This is a genomic window from Luteimonas marina (assembly GCF_007859325.1).
GTDB lineage: Bacteria > Pseudomonadota > Gammaproteobacteria > Xanthomonadales > Xanthomonadaceae > Luteimonas > Luteimonas marina.
The window spans coordinates 586,626-602,068 of record NZ_VOHK01000002.1 but is presented as its reverse complement, the minus strand read 5'-3'; the positions used below and the strand labels follow the sequence as shown (position 1 = coordinate 602,068).

Here is a 15,443-nt window from a genome sequence, read left to right as displayed (position 1 = left end):
TTGCCGAACCGGGCACTGTGCCCCAGACCATGCACATGAACATCCAGCCATGACTTGCTGACATCGATACCGACACCGTAGGCCATCTCAACTCCGCTAAGCTGTAGGGGTCGAGAGTTCTCCCGGCGTGCCCAGCCTTATCGATACGAGCGCCAACTCGAGCAACTGTTCGGGCGTGTGCGGGGAGATTCCGGCGTGGCGACCTGGCTCGCTGGCGGTCGTTCAGACCCAGGGATTGACGGTCGACCACGCCGGCTCTCGACGCCTAATCTGGCAGATCGGAAAGAGATAAGGGATCTTCTTCCGGTTCGCGCGCCTCTTGTGCCGTCATCCCCGCGAGGCGCTTTGCAACAGCCGAAGGCTGGTCAAGCGGGGATCCATTTTGCTCCATGCAAAGACGCTGGATCCCCGCCTTCGCGGGGATGACGGAGGAATGGATGCGGAGATGCCCTAAGCTGGCGCGATGCCTGCCTCGTCCTCCATCACCGACGCCATCGCCATCCTGCACCGCGGCGGCCTGCTCGCCTATCCCACCGAAGGCGTCTGGGGCCTGGGCTGCGATCCCTTCGACGAAGCCGCGGTCCTGCGCCTGCTGGCGCTGAAGCAGCGGCCGGTCGACAAGGGGCTGATCCTGGTCGCGGCCACGGCCGCGCAGCTCGACGGGCTCGTGGACTGGGACGCGCTGCCGGCGGAGCGCCGCGACGCGGTGCTGGCCTCCTGGCCTGGCCCGCATACCTGGATCGTGCCGGCCACGCCGCGGGTGCCACGCTGGATCACCGGCGACCACGCCGGCGTCGCGATCCGGGTCAGCGCGCACCCGGTCGTCGCCGCGCTGTGCGAGGCTTTCGCTGGCGCACTGGTGTCCACCAGCGCCAACCTCGCCGGCGATCCGGCGCCGCGCGCGCACGACGAACTCGCGCCACGCATCCGCGCCGGCGTCGATGCGATCGTTGCCGGGGAAACCTCCGGACTCGAGCAACCGACCGCGATCCGCGACGCGCGCAACGGTCGCCAACTCCGCTGAAAACGCGGCTTTTTGCGCGCTTCCTGTTTCACCGGAAACCAACTGTGCGCCGCCGTTGCCGCGCCGCACAATTTGTGTTTTATTCGAATCCGTGGACGCGCCGCCGGGTGGAGTTTCAGTGTGCCCGGCTTCGATCCCCACGCTACCCACCCACCTTACCCACCGACGACGACGACGATGCGGGCATCCCCGGATCGGGGGCTTCACGACCCCCGCGATGAACACGACAGCTGCGGATTCGGCCTGATCGCGAAGATCGAGGGCAAACCCGCGCGCGAGATCGTGGACATCGCGCTCGAGGCGCTGTCGCGCATGGCCCATCGCGGCGGCGTCGCCGCCGACGGCCTGTCGGGCGACGGCTGCGGCGTGCTGGTCCACGGCGCCGAAGGCTTCGTGCGCACGCTGGCGCGAGAATCGGGATTCGAGCTGCACGCCGGCGCGGTCGCCGCCGGCATGGTGTTCCTGCCGCACGACGACGATGCCGCCGCGCGCTGCCGCGAAGCGCTGCGCGAACAGCTGCAGCGCGCCGGCGCGCGCGTGGCCGGCTGGCGCGTGGTGCCGATCGACCTCGCCGCCTGCGGCAAGCTGGCGCAGTCCTCGGTGCCGCGCATCGAACAGGTGTTCGTCGAAGGCGACGACGCCGACCTCGACGCCTTCGAGCGCGCGCTGTTCCTCGCCCGCCGGCGCAGCGAGCAGGCGCTCGCGGACGTCGGGGATTTCTACGTCGTCGGCCTGTCGCCGCGCCTGCTCGGCTACAAGGGCATGGTGCTGCCGAGCCACCTGCGGCAGCTGTTCCCCGACCTGTCGCGGCCGGAGCTGGCCGCGCGCGCGGTGGTGTTCCACCAGCGCTTCTCGACCAACACCCTGCCGCGCTGGCCGCTGGCGCATCCGTTCCGGCGGCTCGCGCACAACGGCGAGATCAACAGCATCGAGGGCAACCGCCGCTGGGCGCAGGCGCGCAAGCCGGTGTGGAAGTCACCGCTGCTGGACGTGTCCGAGTTCGAGTCCACCGTCACGATGCACGGCTCGGACTCGCAGTCGCTCGACAACATGCTCGAATGGCTGCTGCTCGGCGGCATGGACCTGCTGCAGGCGATGCGCATCCTGATCCCGCCGGCGACGCAGTCGCTGGAGTACAAGGACACCGACCTCGCCGCGTTCTACGAGTACTACTCGATCAACTCCGAGCCCTGGGACGGCCCCGCCGGCGTGGTGATGTGCGACGGCCGCTTCGCCGCCTGCACGCTCGACCGCAACGGCCTGCGCCCGGCGCGCTGGACGCTGTCCAACGACGGCGTGTTCGTGATCGCCTCCGAAACCGGCGTCTGGGACCTGCCGCCGGAGCAGGTCAAGGCCAAGGGCAAGCTCGGCCCCGGCGAGATGATCGCGATCGACCTCGAGGGCGAACGCCTGCTCGACACCGACGCCATCGACGACGTCAACCGCGCGCGCGCGCCGTACAAGCAGTGGCTCAAGCGCGGCATGAGCTGGCTGCACACCGAGCTGATCGACCCGGCCCTGACCGACGCGCCATTCACGCCGGAGACCCTGCTCGCCTTCCAGAAGCTGTTCCAGTTCTCGCGCGAGGAACAGGAGGCGGTGCTGCGCCCGCTGGCCGAGACCGAGCAGGAAGGCATCGGCTCGATGGGCGACGACGTGCCGATGGCGGCGATCAGCCAGCGCGTGCGCCCGCTGTACGACTGCTTCCGCCAGGCCTTCGCCCAGGTCACCAATCCGCCGATCGACCCGCTGCGCGAGGAGTGCGTGATGACGCTTTCCACCCAGATCGGCCGCGAGGGCAACCTGTTCCTGGACCAGGCCGAGAACGTCAACCACGTCATGCTCAACTCGCCGGTGCTGTCGCAGCGCAAGCTGTACCAGCTGCTGGCGCTGGAGCGCTTCGCCACGCGCCATCGCTACATCGACCTGTACTTCGACCAGCGCACCCCGCTGCGCGAGGCGCTCGCGCGCATCTGCGACGAGGCCGAGGCCGCGGTGCGCGAGGGCGTGGAGCTGCTGATCCTCAGCGACCGCCGCCCGCGCCACGGCCACGCCGCGGTGCATGCGCTGCTGGCTACCGGCGCGGTGCACCTGCACCTGGTGCGCAAGGGCCTGCGCTGCGACGCCAACCTGATCGTCGAGACCGGCACCGCACGCGATCCGCACCACTTCGCCTGCCTGATCGGCTTCGGCGCGACCGCGGTGTATCCCTTCCTCGCCTACCAGACCCTGGCCGCGCTCGCGCGCCGCGGCCTGCTCGGCGGCAAGACCAGCAACGAGCCGACCCAGTTCGGCCGCAGCTACCGCCGCGGCGTCAAGAAGGGCCTGCTCAAGATCCTGTCGAAGATGGGTATCGGCTCGATCGCCAGCTATCGCGGCGCGCAGCTGTTCGAGATCGTCGGCCTCGACGCGGACGTGGTGTCGCTGTGCTTCGAGGGCACGCCTTCGCGCATCGGCGGCGCCGGCTTCGCGCGGCTGGAGGCCGATGCCTGGGCGCTGGCCGAGCACGGCTGGGACGACAACGCCCTGCCCGAACCCGGCGGCCTGATGCGCTACGTGCACGGCGGCGAGTACCACCAGTACAACCCGGACGTGGTGCAGACGCTGCAGCGCGCGGTGCTGACCGGCACGCGCGAGGACTGGAAGGCCTACGCCGACCACGTCAACACGCGCCCGCCCGCGGCGCTGCGCGACCTGCTGCGGCTCAAGCCGCTGGGCGCGCCGGTGCCGCTGGAGGAAGTGGAACCCGTCTCGTCGATCGTCAAGCGCTTCGACAGCGCGGCGATGAGCCTGGGCGCGCTGTCGCCGGAGGCGCACGAGGCGCTGGCGATCGCGATGAACCGCCTCGGCGGGCGCAGCAACTCCGGCGAGGGCGGCGAGGATCCCGCGCGCTACGGCACCGACAGGCGCAGCAAGATCAAGCAGATCGCCTCGGGCCGCTTCGGCGTCACCCCCGAGTACCTGATCAACGCCGAGGTGCTGCAGATCAAGGTCGCGCAGGGCGCGAAACCGGGTGAAGGCGGCCAGTTGCCGGGCAGCAAGGTCAACCCGCTGATCGCGCGGCTGCGCTACGCCAAGCCCGGCATCGGCCTGATCTCGCCGCCGCCGCACCACGACATCTATTCGATCGAGGACCTCGCCCAGCTGATCTTCGACCTGCGCCAGGTGAACCCGGGCGCGCTGATCTCGGTGAAGCTGGTCTCGCACGCGGGCGTGGGCACGATCGCCGCCGGCGTGGTCAAGGCCGGCGCCGATCTCATCACCATCTCCGGCCACGACGGCGGCACCGGCGCCAGTCCGCTCGGCTCGATCCGCTACGCCGGCGTGCCCTGGGAACTGGGCCTGTCGGAGGCGCGCCAGGCGCTGCAGTCCAACGAGCTGCGCGAGCGCGTGCTGCTGCAGACCGACGGCGGGCTCAAGGCCGGGCTCGACGTGGTCAAGGCGGCGATGCTCGGCGCCGACAGCTTCGGCTTCGGCACCGCGCCGATGATCGCGCTGGGCTGCAAGTACCTGCGCATCTGCCACCTCAACAACTGCGCCACCGGCGTCGCCACCCAGGACGAACGCCTGCGCTCGCAGCACTTCACCGGCCTGCCCGAGCGCGTGGAGAACTTCTTCCGCAATATCGCCGAGGACGTGCGCGAGCTGCTGGCCTCGCTCGGCGCGCGCTCGCTGGACGAGATCGTCGGCCGCACCGATCTGCTGGAGCAGCACCTGCGCCACACCCGCGACGATGTCGACATCGACCTGTCGCGCCTGCTGGCGCGCGATCCCGCACAGGCCGCGGCGTACTGCGGCGCGCCCGCGCTGCAGGCGCCGCCGGACGGGCTTGCGGCGCGGCTCGATGCGGCGCTGTCGGGCGTGATCGAGCGCGGCGAAGGCGGCGAACACGTCGACACCATCCGCAACACCGACCGCAGCATCGGCACGCGCCTGTCGGGCCTGGTCGCGCGCCACCACGGCAACGCCGGCATGGCCGACCGCCCGCTGACACTGCGCCTGACCGGCAGCGCCGGGCAGAGCTTCGGCGCGTTCAACGCCGGCGGCCTGCACCTGCATCTGGAAGGGGAGGCCAACGACTACGTCGGCAAGGGCATGGCCGGCGGCCGCATCGTGCTGTCGCCGCCGCGCGGCAGCGTGTTCGAATCGCGCTCGGCGCCGATCCTCGGCAATACCTGCCTGTACGGCGCCACCGGCGGCGAACTGTACGCCGCCGGCCGCGCCGGCGAACGCTTCGCGGTGCGCAACTCGGGCGTGGTCGCCGTGGTCGAGGGCGCGGGCGACCACTGCTGCGAGTACATGACCGGCGGCTCGGTGGTCGTGCTCGGCCGCACCGGGCTCAACTTCGGCGCCGGCTTCACCGGTGGCCTGGCCTACGTGCTCGACCTCGACCGCGACTTCGTCGACCGCTACAACCACGAACTGATCGACATCGTCCGCATCTCGCCGGAGAGCTTCGACAACTACCGCCAGCACCTGACCGACATGATCGAGGCGCACGCCACGCTCACCGGCAGCGCCTGGAGCGCGCGCATCCTCGACGAGTTCCGCGATTTCGTCGGCAAGTTCTGGCTGGTCAAGCCCAAGGCCGCGAGCCTCGAGGCGCTGGCCAACGAGCTGCGAAGGGCAGCGTGAGCGCCGTGATGGACGATTCGTCATTGGTGATTCGAAAAAGCATGGGCATCCGGCACGTGGCCGGCACGCCTCCGGCCGGCCGTTCGCGCCGCGCCGCTTTCTCGAACCATCCGTCACGAATCCACCCATCACGGCCCCGCCATGAGCAAGAAGAAGGTTTTCCAGTTCCTTGACGTCCCGCGCGACATGCCGCGCAAGGTGCCGCTGCAGCTGCGCACCGACGGCGACTGGAACGAGCTCTACGGCAAGTTCGGCCAGTCCGAGGCCGCCTACCAGGCCGGGCGCTGCCTCGACTGCGGCAACCCGTACTGCGAGGCCAAGTGCCCGGTGCACAACTACATCCCCAACTGGCTGCAGCTGGTGGAGGAGGGCCGTATCCTCGAAGCTGCGGCGCTATGCCACGAAACCAACCCGCTGCCGGAGATGTGCGGCCGCGTCTGCCCGCAGGACCGCCTGTGCGAGGGCGACTGCACGCTCAACGCCGGCTTCGGCGCGGTGACCATCGGCGCGGTCGAGAAGTACATCGTCGACACCGCCTTCGAGCAGGGCTGGCGGCCGGACCTGTCCAAGGTCGTCGCCACCGGCAAGCGCGTGGCCGTGGTCGGCGCCGGGCCCGCGGGCCTGGCCTGCGCCGACCGCCTGGTGCGCGCCGGCATCGCGCCCACCGTGTTCGACCGCTACGAGCAGATCGGCGGCCTGATGCAGTTCGGCATCCCCAGCTTCAAGCTCGACAAGTCGGTGATCGCGACGCGGCGCGACGTGCTCGAGGAAATGGGCGTGCGCTTCAAGCTCGGCGTCGAGATCGGCCGCGACATCGCGATGGGCACGCTGCTGTCCGACTACGACGCGGTGTTCCTCGGCCTCGGCGCCTATCGCTACACCGACGGTGGCCTCGCCGGGCAGGACCTGTCCGGCGTGCTGCCGGCGCTGCCCTTCCTGGTGCAGAACGGGCGCATCGTCACCGGCAGCGACCCGCGCGGCCGTCCGATCGCCGGATGGGAAGACCGGCTGGCGCTGCCCGACCTCGCCGGCAAGCGCGTGGTGGTGCTCGGCGGCGGCGACACCGGCATGGACTGCGTGCGTTCGGCGATCCGGCTCGGCGCCGCGAGCGTCACCTGCGCCTACCGCCGCGACGAGGCCAACATGCCCGGCTCCGCGCGCGAGGTGGCCAACGCCCGCGAGGAAGGCGTGCGCTTCCTGTTCAACCGCCAGCCGCTGGCGATCGAGAGCGACGACGGCCGCAATGCCAGCGGCGTGCGCGTGGTGGAAACGCAACTGGGCGAACCGGACGCGAAGGGCCGCCGCAGCGCGGTGCCGGTCGAGGGCAGCGAATCGGTGATCGCGGCCGACGTGGTCATCATCGCCTTCGGCTTCTCGCCCCGGCTGCCGGACTGGCTGGCCAGCCTCGGCGTGCAGGCGCGCGAGAACGGCCGCATCCTCGCCGGCGGCGCGGACCGCCTGCCCTACCAGACCACGCACCCGCGCCTGTTCGCCGGCGGCGACTGCGTGCGCGGCGCGGACCTGGTGGTGACCGCGGTGCAGGAAGGCCGCGACGCCGCCTCCACGATCGCACGCATGCTGCGCGACACCGAGGGCATGCAGTCGGCGCTGGACGCGGCCTGAGGGGCCGGCGGCGCTCCCTGTACCGGGCGTGCAACCATCAGGATTCAAGACGTCATCCCGGCGAAAGCCGGGATCCATTGTGACGTTGGCCTTCGTTCTGTCCGTGCGAATCAAGATCAAGATGGATCCCGGCTTTCGCCGGGATGACGTCCTCGCTGTTCTTGCCGTGATGGCGCCTTCGATGTTTTCGCCGAGATGACGCTCGATCCGGAGATCGTGAACAGGCGCCGGGACGCCCCGGCGATTGAACGCCGCCTGACCCGATAGCAGCCGGGTTTGCCGCGCCGCGCCGCGGCCGGCAAGATGGCGGGCATGTCCCTGCGCCTGTCCGCCTGCGTGCTGTTCCTGTCGCTTGCCGGCAGCGCCGCCGCGGCCGATCCGGTCACGATCTACCGCTGCGTCGACGGCAAGGGCCACGTCACCCTCGGCGACGTGCCCTGCGACGACGGGTCGCGCGAGGAAGTGCGTTCGATGCAGCGCCCCAAGGACGGCCCCGCGCCCGTCGTGCCCGTGACGCCCGTCCTGGTCGCGGAGGAGGCATCGCCCGCGCCGCCGCAGGTCATCGTGGCACGCGCGCCGCAACCGATGTACGAATGCGTCACGCCGGACGGCGCGCGCTACACCAGCGACGACAACGAGGGCAACCCGCGCTGGGTGCCGCTGTGGACGCTCGGCTACCGCGGCGGCCCGGGCCACGGCGGCCGCCCTGGCGCCGGCGCCGGCACCCGCGCGCTCAACGACTACTACGCCAACCGCCCGCTCGGCGGCCGCGTCGGGGCGCCGACGCCGCGGCCATCGGAGCCGGCTTCCGGCGGCGGTCGCCCGGATCGCCCCCATCGCCCCGGCTACAGCGACTACGGCGGCGCCGGCACCTGGGTGCGCGATACCTGCCACACGCTGCCGCAGGGCGAGGTCTGCGCGCGCCTGGTCGATCGCCGCGACGTGATCCGCAAGCGCTTCTTCAACGCGCAGGAAACCGAGCGCAACGAACTGCGCCGCGAGGAACGCGGCATCAACGCCCGCCTCGCCGCCGACTGCGGGAACGGCTGATGCGCCGCGTCGCGGTGGTGCTCGGCCTCGTGCTGCTGCTGCGCATGTCGATGGCGCCGGCGCAGGACGGCAGCACGATCTACCGCTGCACCGCCGCCAGCGGCGAGGTCACGATCCAGAACGGCACCCCCTGCCCCGCCGGCAGCCGCCAGGAAGTGCGCAAGGTCGACGCGCTGCCGTCGCGGCCGCCGCCGCAGGCCTCCGGTGGTCTGACGGTCGTCGAGGAGCCCGTCTACACGCCGCCGCCGCTGTCGAACTTCATCCAGGTCGCCGGACCGCAGGACGAACCGATCACCGGCCCCGAGCGCCCGGACCTGCCGAAGGCGGCGCAGCTCGCCGACGCCGAGCGCCTGCCCCCACCGCCGATCTACCAGTGCGAGACCTGGGACAACGACAGCTACGTCAGCGAGGACCCGTCGCCCAAGCCGCGCTGCGTGCGCCTGGACACCGCCGGCGTCGGCGCCGCCTGCGAGAACAAGTACGACGTCTGCGCGCGCGTCGGCGACAAGGCCGCCTGCGACGGCTGGAAGCGCCGCCAGCGCGAGATCGAATCCGGCTGGCGCCACGCCCGCGGCCCCGACAAGCCGGCGCTGCAGGAGGAGTTCGCGCGGGTCACGAAGATCCTGACCGACTCGACCTGCGCGATGCCGCCCTGAGCGGCCCGCGCCTCATTCCTCGAACGTGATCCGCACCGAATCCGCGCTGCGTTGCGCGGGGCCGTGGTACACCGCCTCGACGTTGTTGCCGTCGGGATCGAGCACGAACGCGCCGTAGTAGCCCGGATGGTAGGGGCGCTCGCCGGGCGCGCCGTTGTCGGTGCCGCCATTCGCGAGCGCGGCGGCGTGGAAGGCCTCGACCATCGCGCGGTCGCGCGCCTGGAAGGCGAAGTGGTGGCGTCCGGTCAGTGCGCCCTGCGCGGCCTCGCTGCCGGCGGTGGAGACGAACAGTTCGTCGGCCCAGAACCAGTCGTCGCCGCTGCCGCCGAGCGGCACCTCCAGCGCGCCCAGCGCCGCTTCGTAGAAGCGCCGGCTGGCGTCGAGGTCACGCACCACCAGCTGCAGGTGGTCGATCAGGCGGCCGCGGTGCAGTTCACTGGCTTCCATGGGTCGGGCTCCTTGATGGGGAGCCTGCTTCATACCATCGCGCGGCGGCCGCTGCCATGACGTCCGGGGTCATGGCCGTCGCGCCGCGGCATCACAGCCAGCGCCGCACCGCTTCGCGATAGGCGGCGTAGTCCCGGCCGAAGCGCGCATGCAGCCGCGATTCCTCGTAGGGGATGATCGCGCGCTGCAGGATCCAGACCGGTCCCGGCAACGTCAGCAGCGCCCACGGAACGTCGTACATCAGCGCCAGGCCGGCGTAGCTGGCCAGCATGCCGAGGTAGACCGGGTTTCGCGTCCACCGGTACGGGCCGCCGCGCACGAGGCGCGTGGGCGCCTCACCCGGCAGGATCGTGGTGCGCAGGCGGGCGAACAGGGCGAAGCTCCACAGCACCAGCAGCAGGCCGGCGTTGGCCAGCACCGTGCCGGCGACATGCAGGGCCTCGCGCACGCCGCCCTGCGGCAGCGGCAGGCCGAACAGGTGCTGCAGCACCGCGCCCGAGGCGAAGGCGACGACGCAGTGCAGGGGCGAGGTGGAACGCACCAGCCAGGGCGCGGGCGGATGCGCCCCGCGCAGTTGCGCGGGGATGTCAGAACCCATGGCGCAGGAACCCGCCGTCCACCGCGATGCATTCGCCGGTGATGTAGCTGGCGGCGGGCAGGCACAGGAAGGCGACGGCGGCGGCGACTTCCTCGGGTTCGCCGACACGGCCCATCGGCGTGCGCAGCAGCACTTCGTCGAGGTAGTCGGGATCGGACAGCTTGTCCGAGGTGCGGCGCGTGCGGATGTACCAGGGCGCGACCGCGTTGACGCGCACGCCGTCCTCGGCCCATTCGACGGCGAGGTTGCGCGTCATCTGGTGCATCGCGGCCTTGCTCATGCCGTAGGGCGCGCCGCTGCGCACGTGGGTCAGGCCGGACACGCTGCCGACGTTGACGATGCACGAGGCCGCGTGCCGGGTCAGCAGCGGATGCGCGTAGCGCGAGAGTTCGAAGGCGCTGAAGACGTTGATCTCGAAGATCTCGCGCCATTCGTCCTCGCTGTAGTCGCCGGCGGCGCGGGTGAGGTTGCCGCCGGCGTTGTTGACGAGGATGTTCAGCCCCTCGCCTTCGTCCTCCACCCAGTCGAGGATCTCCCGGCGCTGCTCGTCGTCGGAGACGTCGCCGATGAAGGCGCGGATGTCGCCGTCGGGGAACTCGTCGGCGAGTTCGTCGCGCGCGGCCTCGAGCGCGTCGCCGCTGCGGGCGACGATCAGCACCGTGGCGCCGAGGCCGAGCAGTTCGCGCGCGATCGCGCGGCCGATGCCGGCGCTGCCGCCGGTGACCAGCGCGAGTTGTCCGTCCAGGCGCCAGCGATGCGGGTCCATGTCGCGTTTCCGAGGCCGTGTCGGGCGTAGCATAGCGCCGGCTCACCCGAGGAGGCCGCCATGGACGCCATCCGCATGCCCGCCCTGCTGACCCTCGCGTTGCTGTGCGCGGCCTGCGCGCCGCCGGCCGAACCGCCACGGGACAAGCCTCCGGAGCCGCAGGCCACGCAGCTGCGCGATGCGATCCAGGCGCCGATCGACAAGGCGAAGGCGGTCGAGGATACGGTGCAGGATGCGGCCGATGCGCAGCGCGCGGCGATCGAGGCTGCGGGCGGCTGAAGCCGCCCTTGCGGGAGGCCCCCCTCAGGGCTTGCGCGCGCTTTCGTCGTAGACGATGAAGATCACGAGGTCCTCGTCGCCGAGCTGGCGCAGCGCGTGGCTGTCGCCGCTGCGGGTGAGGATCGCGTCGCCCGGGCCGACTTCGCGCGTCGCGTCGTTGAGCACCAGCTCGCCGCGGCCCGACAGCACGTAGTAGATCTCGTCCTTGTCGTTGACGTGCCCGCCGATGGTCGCGCCCGGGTGCAGCGCGCGCTTGCGGAACACGAGGTCGAAGCCGGTGGCGTCGGCGAAGAACGGATACGCGGTGGTGGTGCCGGCGCCCTCGTGCGGGCCGGGCTGCCCGACGGCGATGTCGGCCTCGTTGACCACGGTCGAAGGCGACACCGGCGCGGGCGCGGGCGCGGGAATGGCGCGGCATTCGTCGGTGTCGACCGGCTTCACCGGCGCGGCGGGATCGGCATCGCGCCAGCCGGCCGCAACCAGGCAGGCCACCACGCGGGCGCCGGCGGCGCTGAAATGGGTGTCGTCGGCCTGCTTCTGCGCCGGCAGGTGCAGGTAGTACGGCTTCGACGCGGCGTCGCCGAGCGCGCGCAGCCAGTCCATGCTCGAACCGGCGAGATCGACCAGCGCGACGCCTTCGCGCCGCGCGAGTTCGCGCACCGCCTGCGGATACGGCCCGTGCGTGTCGAGCAGCTGCGTGCCGTCGAACTTGCGCCGCGCCACCGGCGTCACCAGCACCGGCGTGGCGCCATGTGCGCGCGCCAGCGCCACGTAGCGCGCCAGCCACTGCGGGAAGGCGAGCGCGGGATCGCTGTAGCGCGTCGGGTCCTCGACCTTCTCGTCGTTGTGCCCGAACTGGACCAGCAGCACGTCGCCGGCGCGCAGCTCCCGCGCGATGCCGTCGAGCCAGCCCTCCTCGACGAAGCTGCGCGCGCTGCGCCCGCTTTGCGCATGGTTGCGCACGTCCCAGCCCTCGGCGAGCCAGGGCTGCAGCTGCATGCCCCAGCCCTCGCGCGGCGCGCGCTCGGCGGGATAGGCACTGGCGGTGGAGTCGCCGGCGATGAACACGCGGCGCGGTTCACCGGCCGCGGCGTGGGTGGCGGCGCACAGGGCGATGCAGGCGGCGACTGCTTTCAGGATCCGCACGATGGCTTCGCTCGGTGTCGGGTGGAACTGCGGTTGCCGGCCAGCAGCGCAAGACAAGAAGAACGGGCGGAGAGGACCACATCGGGGAGGACGTCGACCTCCCCGCCCGTTCCGGAGAAAACCTCAGCGCGCCAGCCAGCCGCCGTCGACCGGGATCACCGCGCCGTTGACGTAGTCCGACGCGGCGCTGGCGAGGAACACCGCGGTGCCGCCGAGATCCGATGGCTCGCCCCAGCGCGCGGCCGGGATGCGGTCGAGGATCGCCTTGCTGCGCTCGGCGTCGGCGCGCAGCTGGGCGGTGTTGTCGGTGGCCATGTAGCCCGGCGCGATCGCGTTGACGTTGATGCCCTTGTTCGCCCACTCGTTGGCGAGCAGGCGGGTGATGCCGGCGATGCCGCTCTTGGACGCGGTGTACGAAGGCACGCGGATGCCGCCCTGGAACGACAGCATCGAGGCGATGTTGATGATCTTGCCGCGCCCTTGCGCGATGAAGTGCCGGCCCGCCGCCTGCGACATGAAGAACGCGGACTTGATGTTGACGTTCATCACGTCGTCCCAGTCCTTCTCGCTGAAGTCGACCGCGTCGGCGCGACGGATCAGGCCGGCGTTGTTGACCAGGACGTCGAGCCCACCGAGGCCGTCGACGGTCTCCTTCACCAGTCGTTCGACCGGCTCGATGCTGGTCAGGTTGGCGTCGAGGTTGAGGAAGCGGCGGCCCAGCGCGCGCACCTTCTCGCCGGTTTCGGCGGCTTCGACGATGCCGGCGGCGGCGATGTCGGCGCCGGCCTGCGCCAGCGCCAGCGCGATGCCCTGGCCGAGGCCGGTGTTGGCGCCGGTGACCAGCGCGACCTTGCCTTCGAGACTGAAGGGATTGCTTGCCACGATGCGTTCTCCTGGTGTGTCGCGCGGTTACTTGAGCTGGCAGATGTCCAGCACGTGCATGTCGGTGTAGTCGAGGTTCTCGCCGCCCATCGCCCAGATGAAGGCGTAGTTGCTGGTGCCCGATCCCATGTGGATCGACCACGGCGGCGACACCACCGCCTCGTCGTTCTGCACCACGATGTGGCGCTGCGCCTCCGGCTGGCCCATGAAGTGGTAGACGCGATCGTTCTCGCCGAGGTCGAAGTAGAAATAGACCTCGCTGCGGCGGTCGTGCAGGTGCGGCGGCATGGTGTTCCAGACGCTGCCGGTCTTGAGCACGGTCAGGCCCAGCAGCAGCTGCGAGGACTGGCAGGTGGCCGGCACGATGTACTGGTAGATGGTGCGTTCGTTGCTGGTCTCCAGCGCGCCGCGCTCCAGCGCCACCGCGTCCTTGATCGACAGCTGCTTCGTCTCGAAGCGCGCGTGCGCCGGCGTCGAGGTGAGGTAGAACTTCGCCGGGTTGGCGGCATCGTCGGACTCGAAGCTGACGTCCTCGCTGCCCATCGCCACGTACAGGCCGTCCTTCGGGCCGAGCGCGTAGGCGGTGCCGTCGACGGTGACCTTGCCGGCGCCGGCGCCGACGTTGATCACGCCCAGCTCGCGGCGCTCCAGGAAGGGATGGCCCTTGGCCGACTCGGGCTCGGTCTGGCGCGGCAACTCGACCGCCTTCGACACCGGTGCGGCGCCGCCGATCACGAAGCGTTCGTTGTGCGAGTAGTTGAGCTGCACCGTGTCCGCGACGAACAGGCTGCCGATCAGGTAGCGGTCGCGCAGTTGGTCGTTGCTCGCGCCGTCCATCATGTCCGGATGGGTGGCGTGGTAGGTCTTGCAGAACATGGCGGGGCTCCTGGAAGCGGGGCCGGCAGAAGGCCGGTCAGTGGGTCGATGGGCCTATCCTACGCAATTTGGTAACCGGTGTCATACTGCGCCGCAGTACGCTCTGTGCCGTGCAATCTGCGGGAGATCTGGAAGCCTTCACAGGCAAGTCTCTCTGCCGAGGGAGACACTGGACGCCGCTGGATTGAAGTCCCCTGTGCAGGGCCTGGTGTTGTGTTCCGTAACGGACTTCACCCGTCATCCCCGCGAAAGCGGGGATCCATGGACTTTGTTTTCAACCGGTGAACGTCCATGGATTCCCGCTTTCGCGGGAATGACGGGCAAGGAAACCTGCGGAACGCAGCCCTACGCCGGCGGCTGGCAGGAATCGCGGATGACCAGGTGCGGGCGCACGCTCGACAGCGGGCGCGAGCCGGCTTCGTTCTGCAGCAGCATGGCCGCGGCCATGCGCCCGGTGTCGCGGGTGTCGCGGCGCACCGAGGTCAGCGGCGGCCACAGCCGCGAGGCCAGCGGACTGTCGTCGTAGCCCACCACCGACAGCTGCTGCGGGATCTGGATGCCCATGCGCAGCGCGACGCGGTAGACGCCGGCCGCCATCTCGTCGTTGCCGCAGAAGATCGCGGTCGGGCGCTTCTTCGCGCCGAGCAGTTTCTCGGCCGCGGCCACGCCCGATTCGAAGGTGTAGCCGGCCTCGACCAGGCGCGACTTCGGCAGCTCGATGCCGCGCCGCTGCAGCGCGCCGACGAAGCCTTCCGTGCGCTCGATCGCCGAACGGTAGGCTGCCGGGCCGGTGATCATCGCGACGTCGCGATGGCCCAGCGTCTGCAGGTAGTCGGCCACTTCGGCGGCGCCGTCGCGGTCGTGGGTGACCACCATCTTCTCCGGCCCGTCCAGTGACACCGCGGCGATGCGCGCGTAGCGGCAGCCGATCTCGTTGAGCATGTCGCACAGCGCCTGGTCCTCGGACACGCGCGGCACCAGCATCACCCCGTGCAGCTTCTGCTGCTGCACGAAGCGGCGCACGCCGGTCACGTAGTCCGGGCTGCGGCTGTCGCAGGGATGCACCACCAGCTCGAAGCCCGAGTCGCGCAGCGCGTCGAGCGCGCCGTACTGGATGTCGACGATGTACTGCGCAGTGGGGTTGTCGTAGATCATGCCGATCAGGAACGAGCGCCGGAACGCCAGCCCGCGCGCCAGCGGGTCGGGCACGTAGCCGACCTCGCGCATCAGCGCCTCGACCTTCTCGCGCGTGTCGCCGCGCACCAGCGGCGAGCGGTTGATGATGCGCGACACCGTCTTCTTGGACACGCCGGCGAGCCGGGCGATGTCGTTGATGGTCGCCGCCTTGCCGCGGAAGTCGGCCCTGGCGTCTGGTTCCTTGCGAGTACGCGGCATGTCTTGTCCCGCCCGGTGATACCGGTGTCCGTCCAGTCTAGCGCGCGCCGGCGGGAATTGCGGAGG

13 protein-coding genes are annotated in these 15,443 nt (G+C 70.6%); 6 read left to right on the top strand and 7 right to left on the bottom strand.

Going from position 1 to position 15,443, the window contains the following annotated elements:
* Positions 1-463: 463 nt before the first annotated feature.
* The 5 genes from tsaC to FQY83_RS06645 all read left to right on the top strand — a co-directional run bounded on the left by tsaC (position 464) and on the right by FQY83_RS06645 (position 8,988).
* Entirely contained in the window at positions 464-1,024 is a 561-nt protein-coding gene (gene tsaC / locus FQY83_RS06665) for an L-threonylcarbamoyladenylate synthase type 1 TsaC (protein WP_146386300.1), read from the top strand.
* A gap of 177 nt (positions 1,025-1,201) precedes the next feature.
* Positions 1,202-5,659 carry a glutamate synthase large subunit gene (gltB, locus tag FQY83_RS06660; RefSeq protein ID WP_146386298.1) on the top strand — a complete coding sequence of 1,486 codons (4,458 nt, stop codon included), beginning with the start codon at positions 1,202-1,204 and terminating at the stop codon, positions 5,657-5,659.
* Positions 5,660-5,800: 141 nt separating this feature from the next.
* Positions 5,801-7,282 carry an FAD-dependent oxidoreductase gene (locus tag FQY83_RS06655; RefSeq protein WP_146386296.1) on the top strand — a complete coding sequence of 494 codons (1,482 nt, stop codon included), beginning with the start codon at positions 5,801-5,803 and terminating at the stop codon, positions 7,280-7,282.
* Positions 7,283-7,594: 312 nt separating this feature from the next.
* Complete coding sequence (locus FQY83_RS06650; RefSeq protein ID WP_146386294.1) at positions 7,595-8,332, top strand: DUF4124 domain-containing protein; 738 nt, start codon at positions 7,595-7,597, stop codon at positions 8,330-8,332.
* Positions 8,332-8,988: a DUF4124 domain-containing protein gene (locus FQY83_RS06645; RefSeq protein WP_146386292.1), complete on the top strand. Its 657-nt coding sequence runs from the start codon at positions 8,332-8,334 to the stop codon at positions 8,986-8,988. The genes FQY83_RS06650 and FQY83_RS06645 overlap by 1 nt, the downstream gene beginning before the upstream one ends.
* A gap of 12 nt (positions 8,989-9,000) precedes the next feature.
* On the opposite strand, the gene FQY83_RS06640 is transcribed toward FQY83_RS06645, so the two are convergent.
* The 3 genes from FQY83_RS06640 to FQY83_RS06630 form a co-directional block, all read right to left on the bottom strand.
* Complete coding sequence (locus tag FQY83_RS06640) at positions 9,001-9,435, bottom strand: VOC family protein (RefSeq protein ID WP_146386290.1); 435 nt, start codon at positions 9,433-9,435, stop codon at positions 9,001-9,003.
* A 91-nt stretch (positions 9,436-9,526) separates the two neighbouring features.
* Complete coding sequence (locus FQY83_RS06635; RefSeq protein WP_146386288.1) at positions 9,527-10,033, bottom strand: methyltransferase family protein; 507 nt, start codon at positions 10,031-10,033, stop codon at positions 9,527-9,529.
* Complete coding sequence (locus FQY83_RS06630; protein WP_146386285.1) at positions 10,023-10,799, bottom strand: SDR family oxidoreductase; 777 nt, start codon at positions 10,797-10,799, stop codon at positions 10,023-10,025. Before FQY83_RS06630 ends, FQY83_RS06635 begins: the two co-directional genes overlap by 11 nt.
* A gap of 60 nt (positions 10,800-10,859) precedes the next feature.
* Here FQY83_RS06630 and FQY83_RS06625 point away from each other — a divergent pair, with 60 nt between their 5' ends.
* A complete protein-coding gene (locus tag FQY83_RS06625; protein ID WP_238333425.1) occupies positions 10,860-11,078 on the top strand; it encodes a hypothetical protein in 219 nt (72 codons plus the stop codon).
* Positions 11,079-11,102: 24 nt separating this feature from the next.
* Here the strand turns inward: FQY83_RS06625 and FQY83_RS06620 are convergent, their stop codons facing one another.
* The 4 genes from FQY83_RS06620 to FQY83_RS06605 all read right to left on the bottom strand — a co-directional run bounded on the left by FQY83_RS06620 (position 11,103) and on the right by FQY83_RS06605 (position 15,377).
* On the bottom strand, positions 11,103-12,224 hold the full coding sequence (locus FQY83_RS06620; RefSeq protein ID WP_425478603.1) for a GDSL-type esterase/lipase family protein: 1,122 nt from the start codon (positions 12,222-12,224) through the stop codon (positions 11,103-11,105).
* Positions 12,225-12,347: 123 nt separating this feature from the next.
* On the bottom strand, positions 12,348-13,106 hold the full coding sequence (kduD, locus tag FQY83_RS06615; RefSeq protein ID WP_146386283.1) for a 2-dehydro-3-deoxy-D-gluconate 5-dehydrogenase KduD: 759 nt from the start codon (positions 13,104-13,106) through the stop codon (positions 12,348-12,350).
* A 27-nt stretch (positions 13,107-13,133) separates the two neighbouring features.
* On the bottom strand, positions 13,134-13,982 hold the full coding sequence (kduI, locus tag FQY83_RS06610; protein ID WP_146386281.1) for a 5-dehydro-4-deoxy-D-glucuronate isomerase: 849 nt from the start codon (positions 13,980-13,982) through the stop codon (positions 13,134-13,136).
* Between the two features lie 345 nt (positions 13,983-14,327).
* Positions 14,328-15,377 carry a LacI family DNA-binding transcriptional regulator gene (locus tag FQY83_RS06605; protein ID WP_146386279.1) on the bottom strand — a complete coding sequence of 350 codons (1,050 nt, stop codon included), beginning with the start codon at positions 15,375-15,377 and terminating at the stop codon, positions 14,328-14,330.
* Between the last annotated feature and the right edge of the window lie 66 nt (positions 15,378-15,443).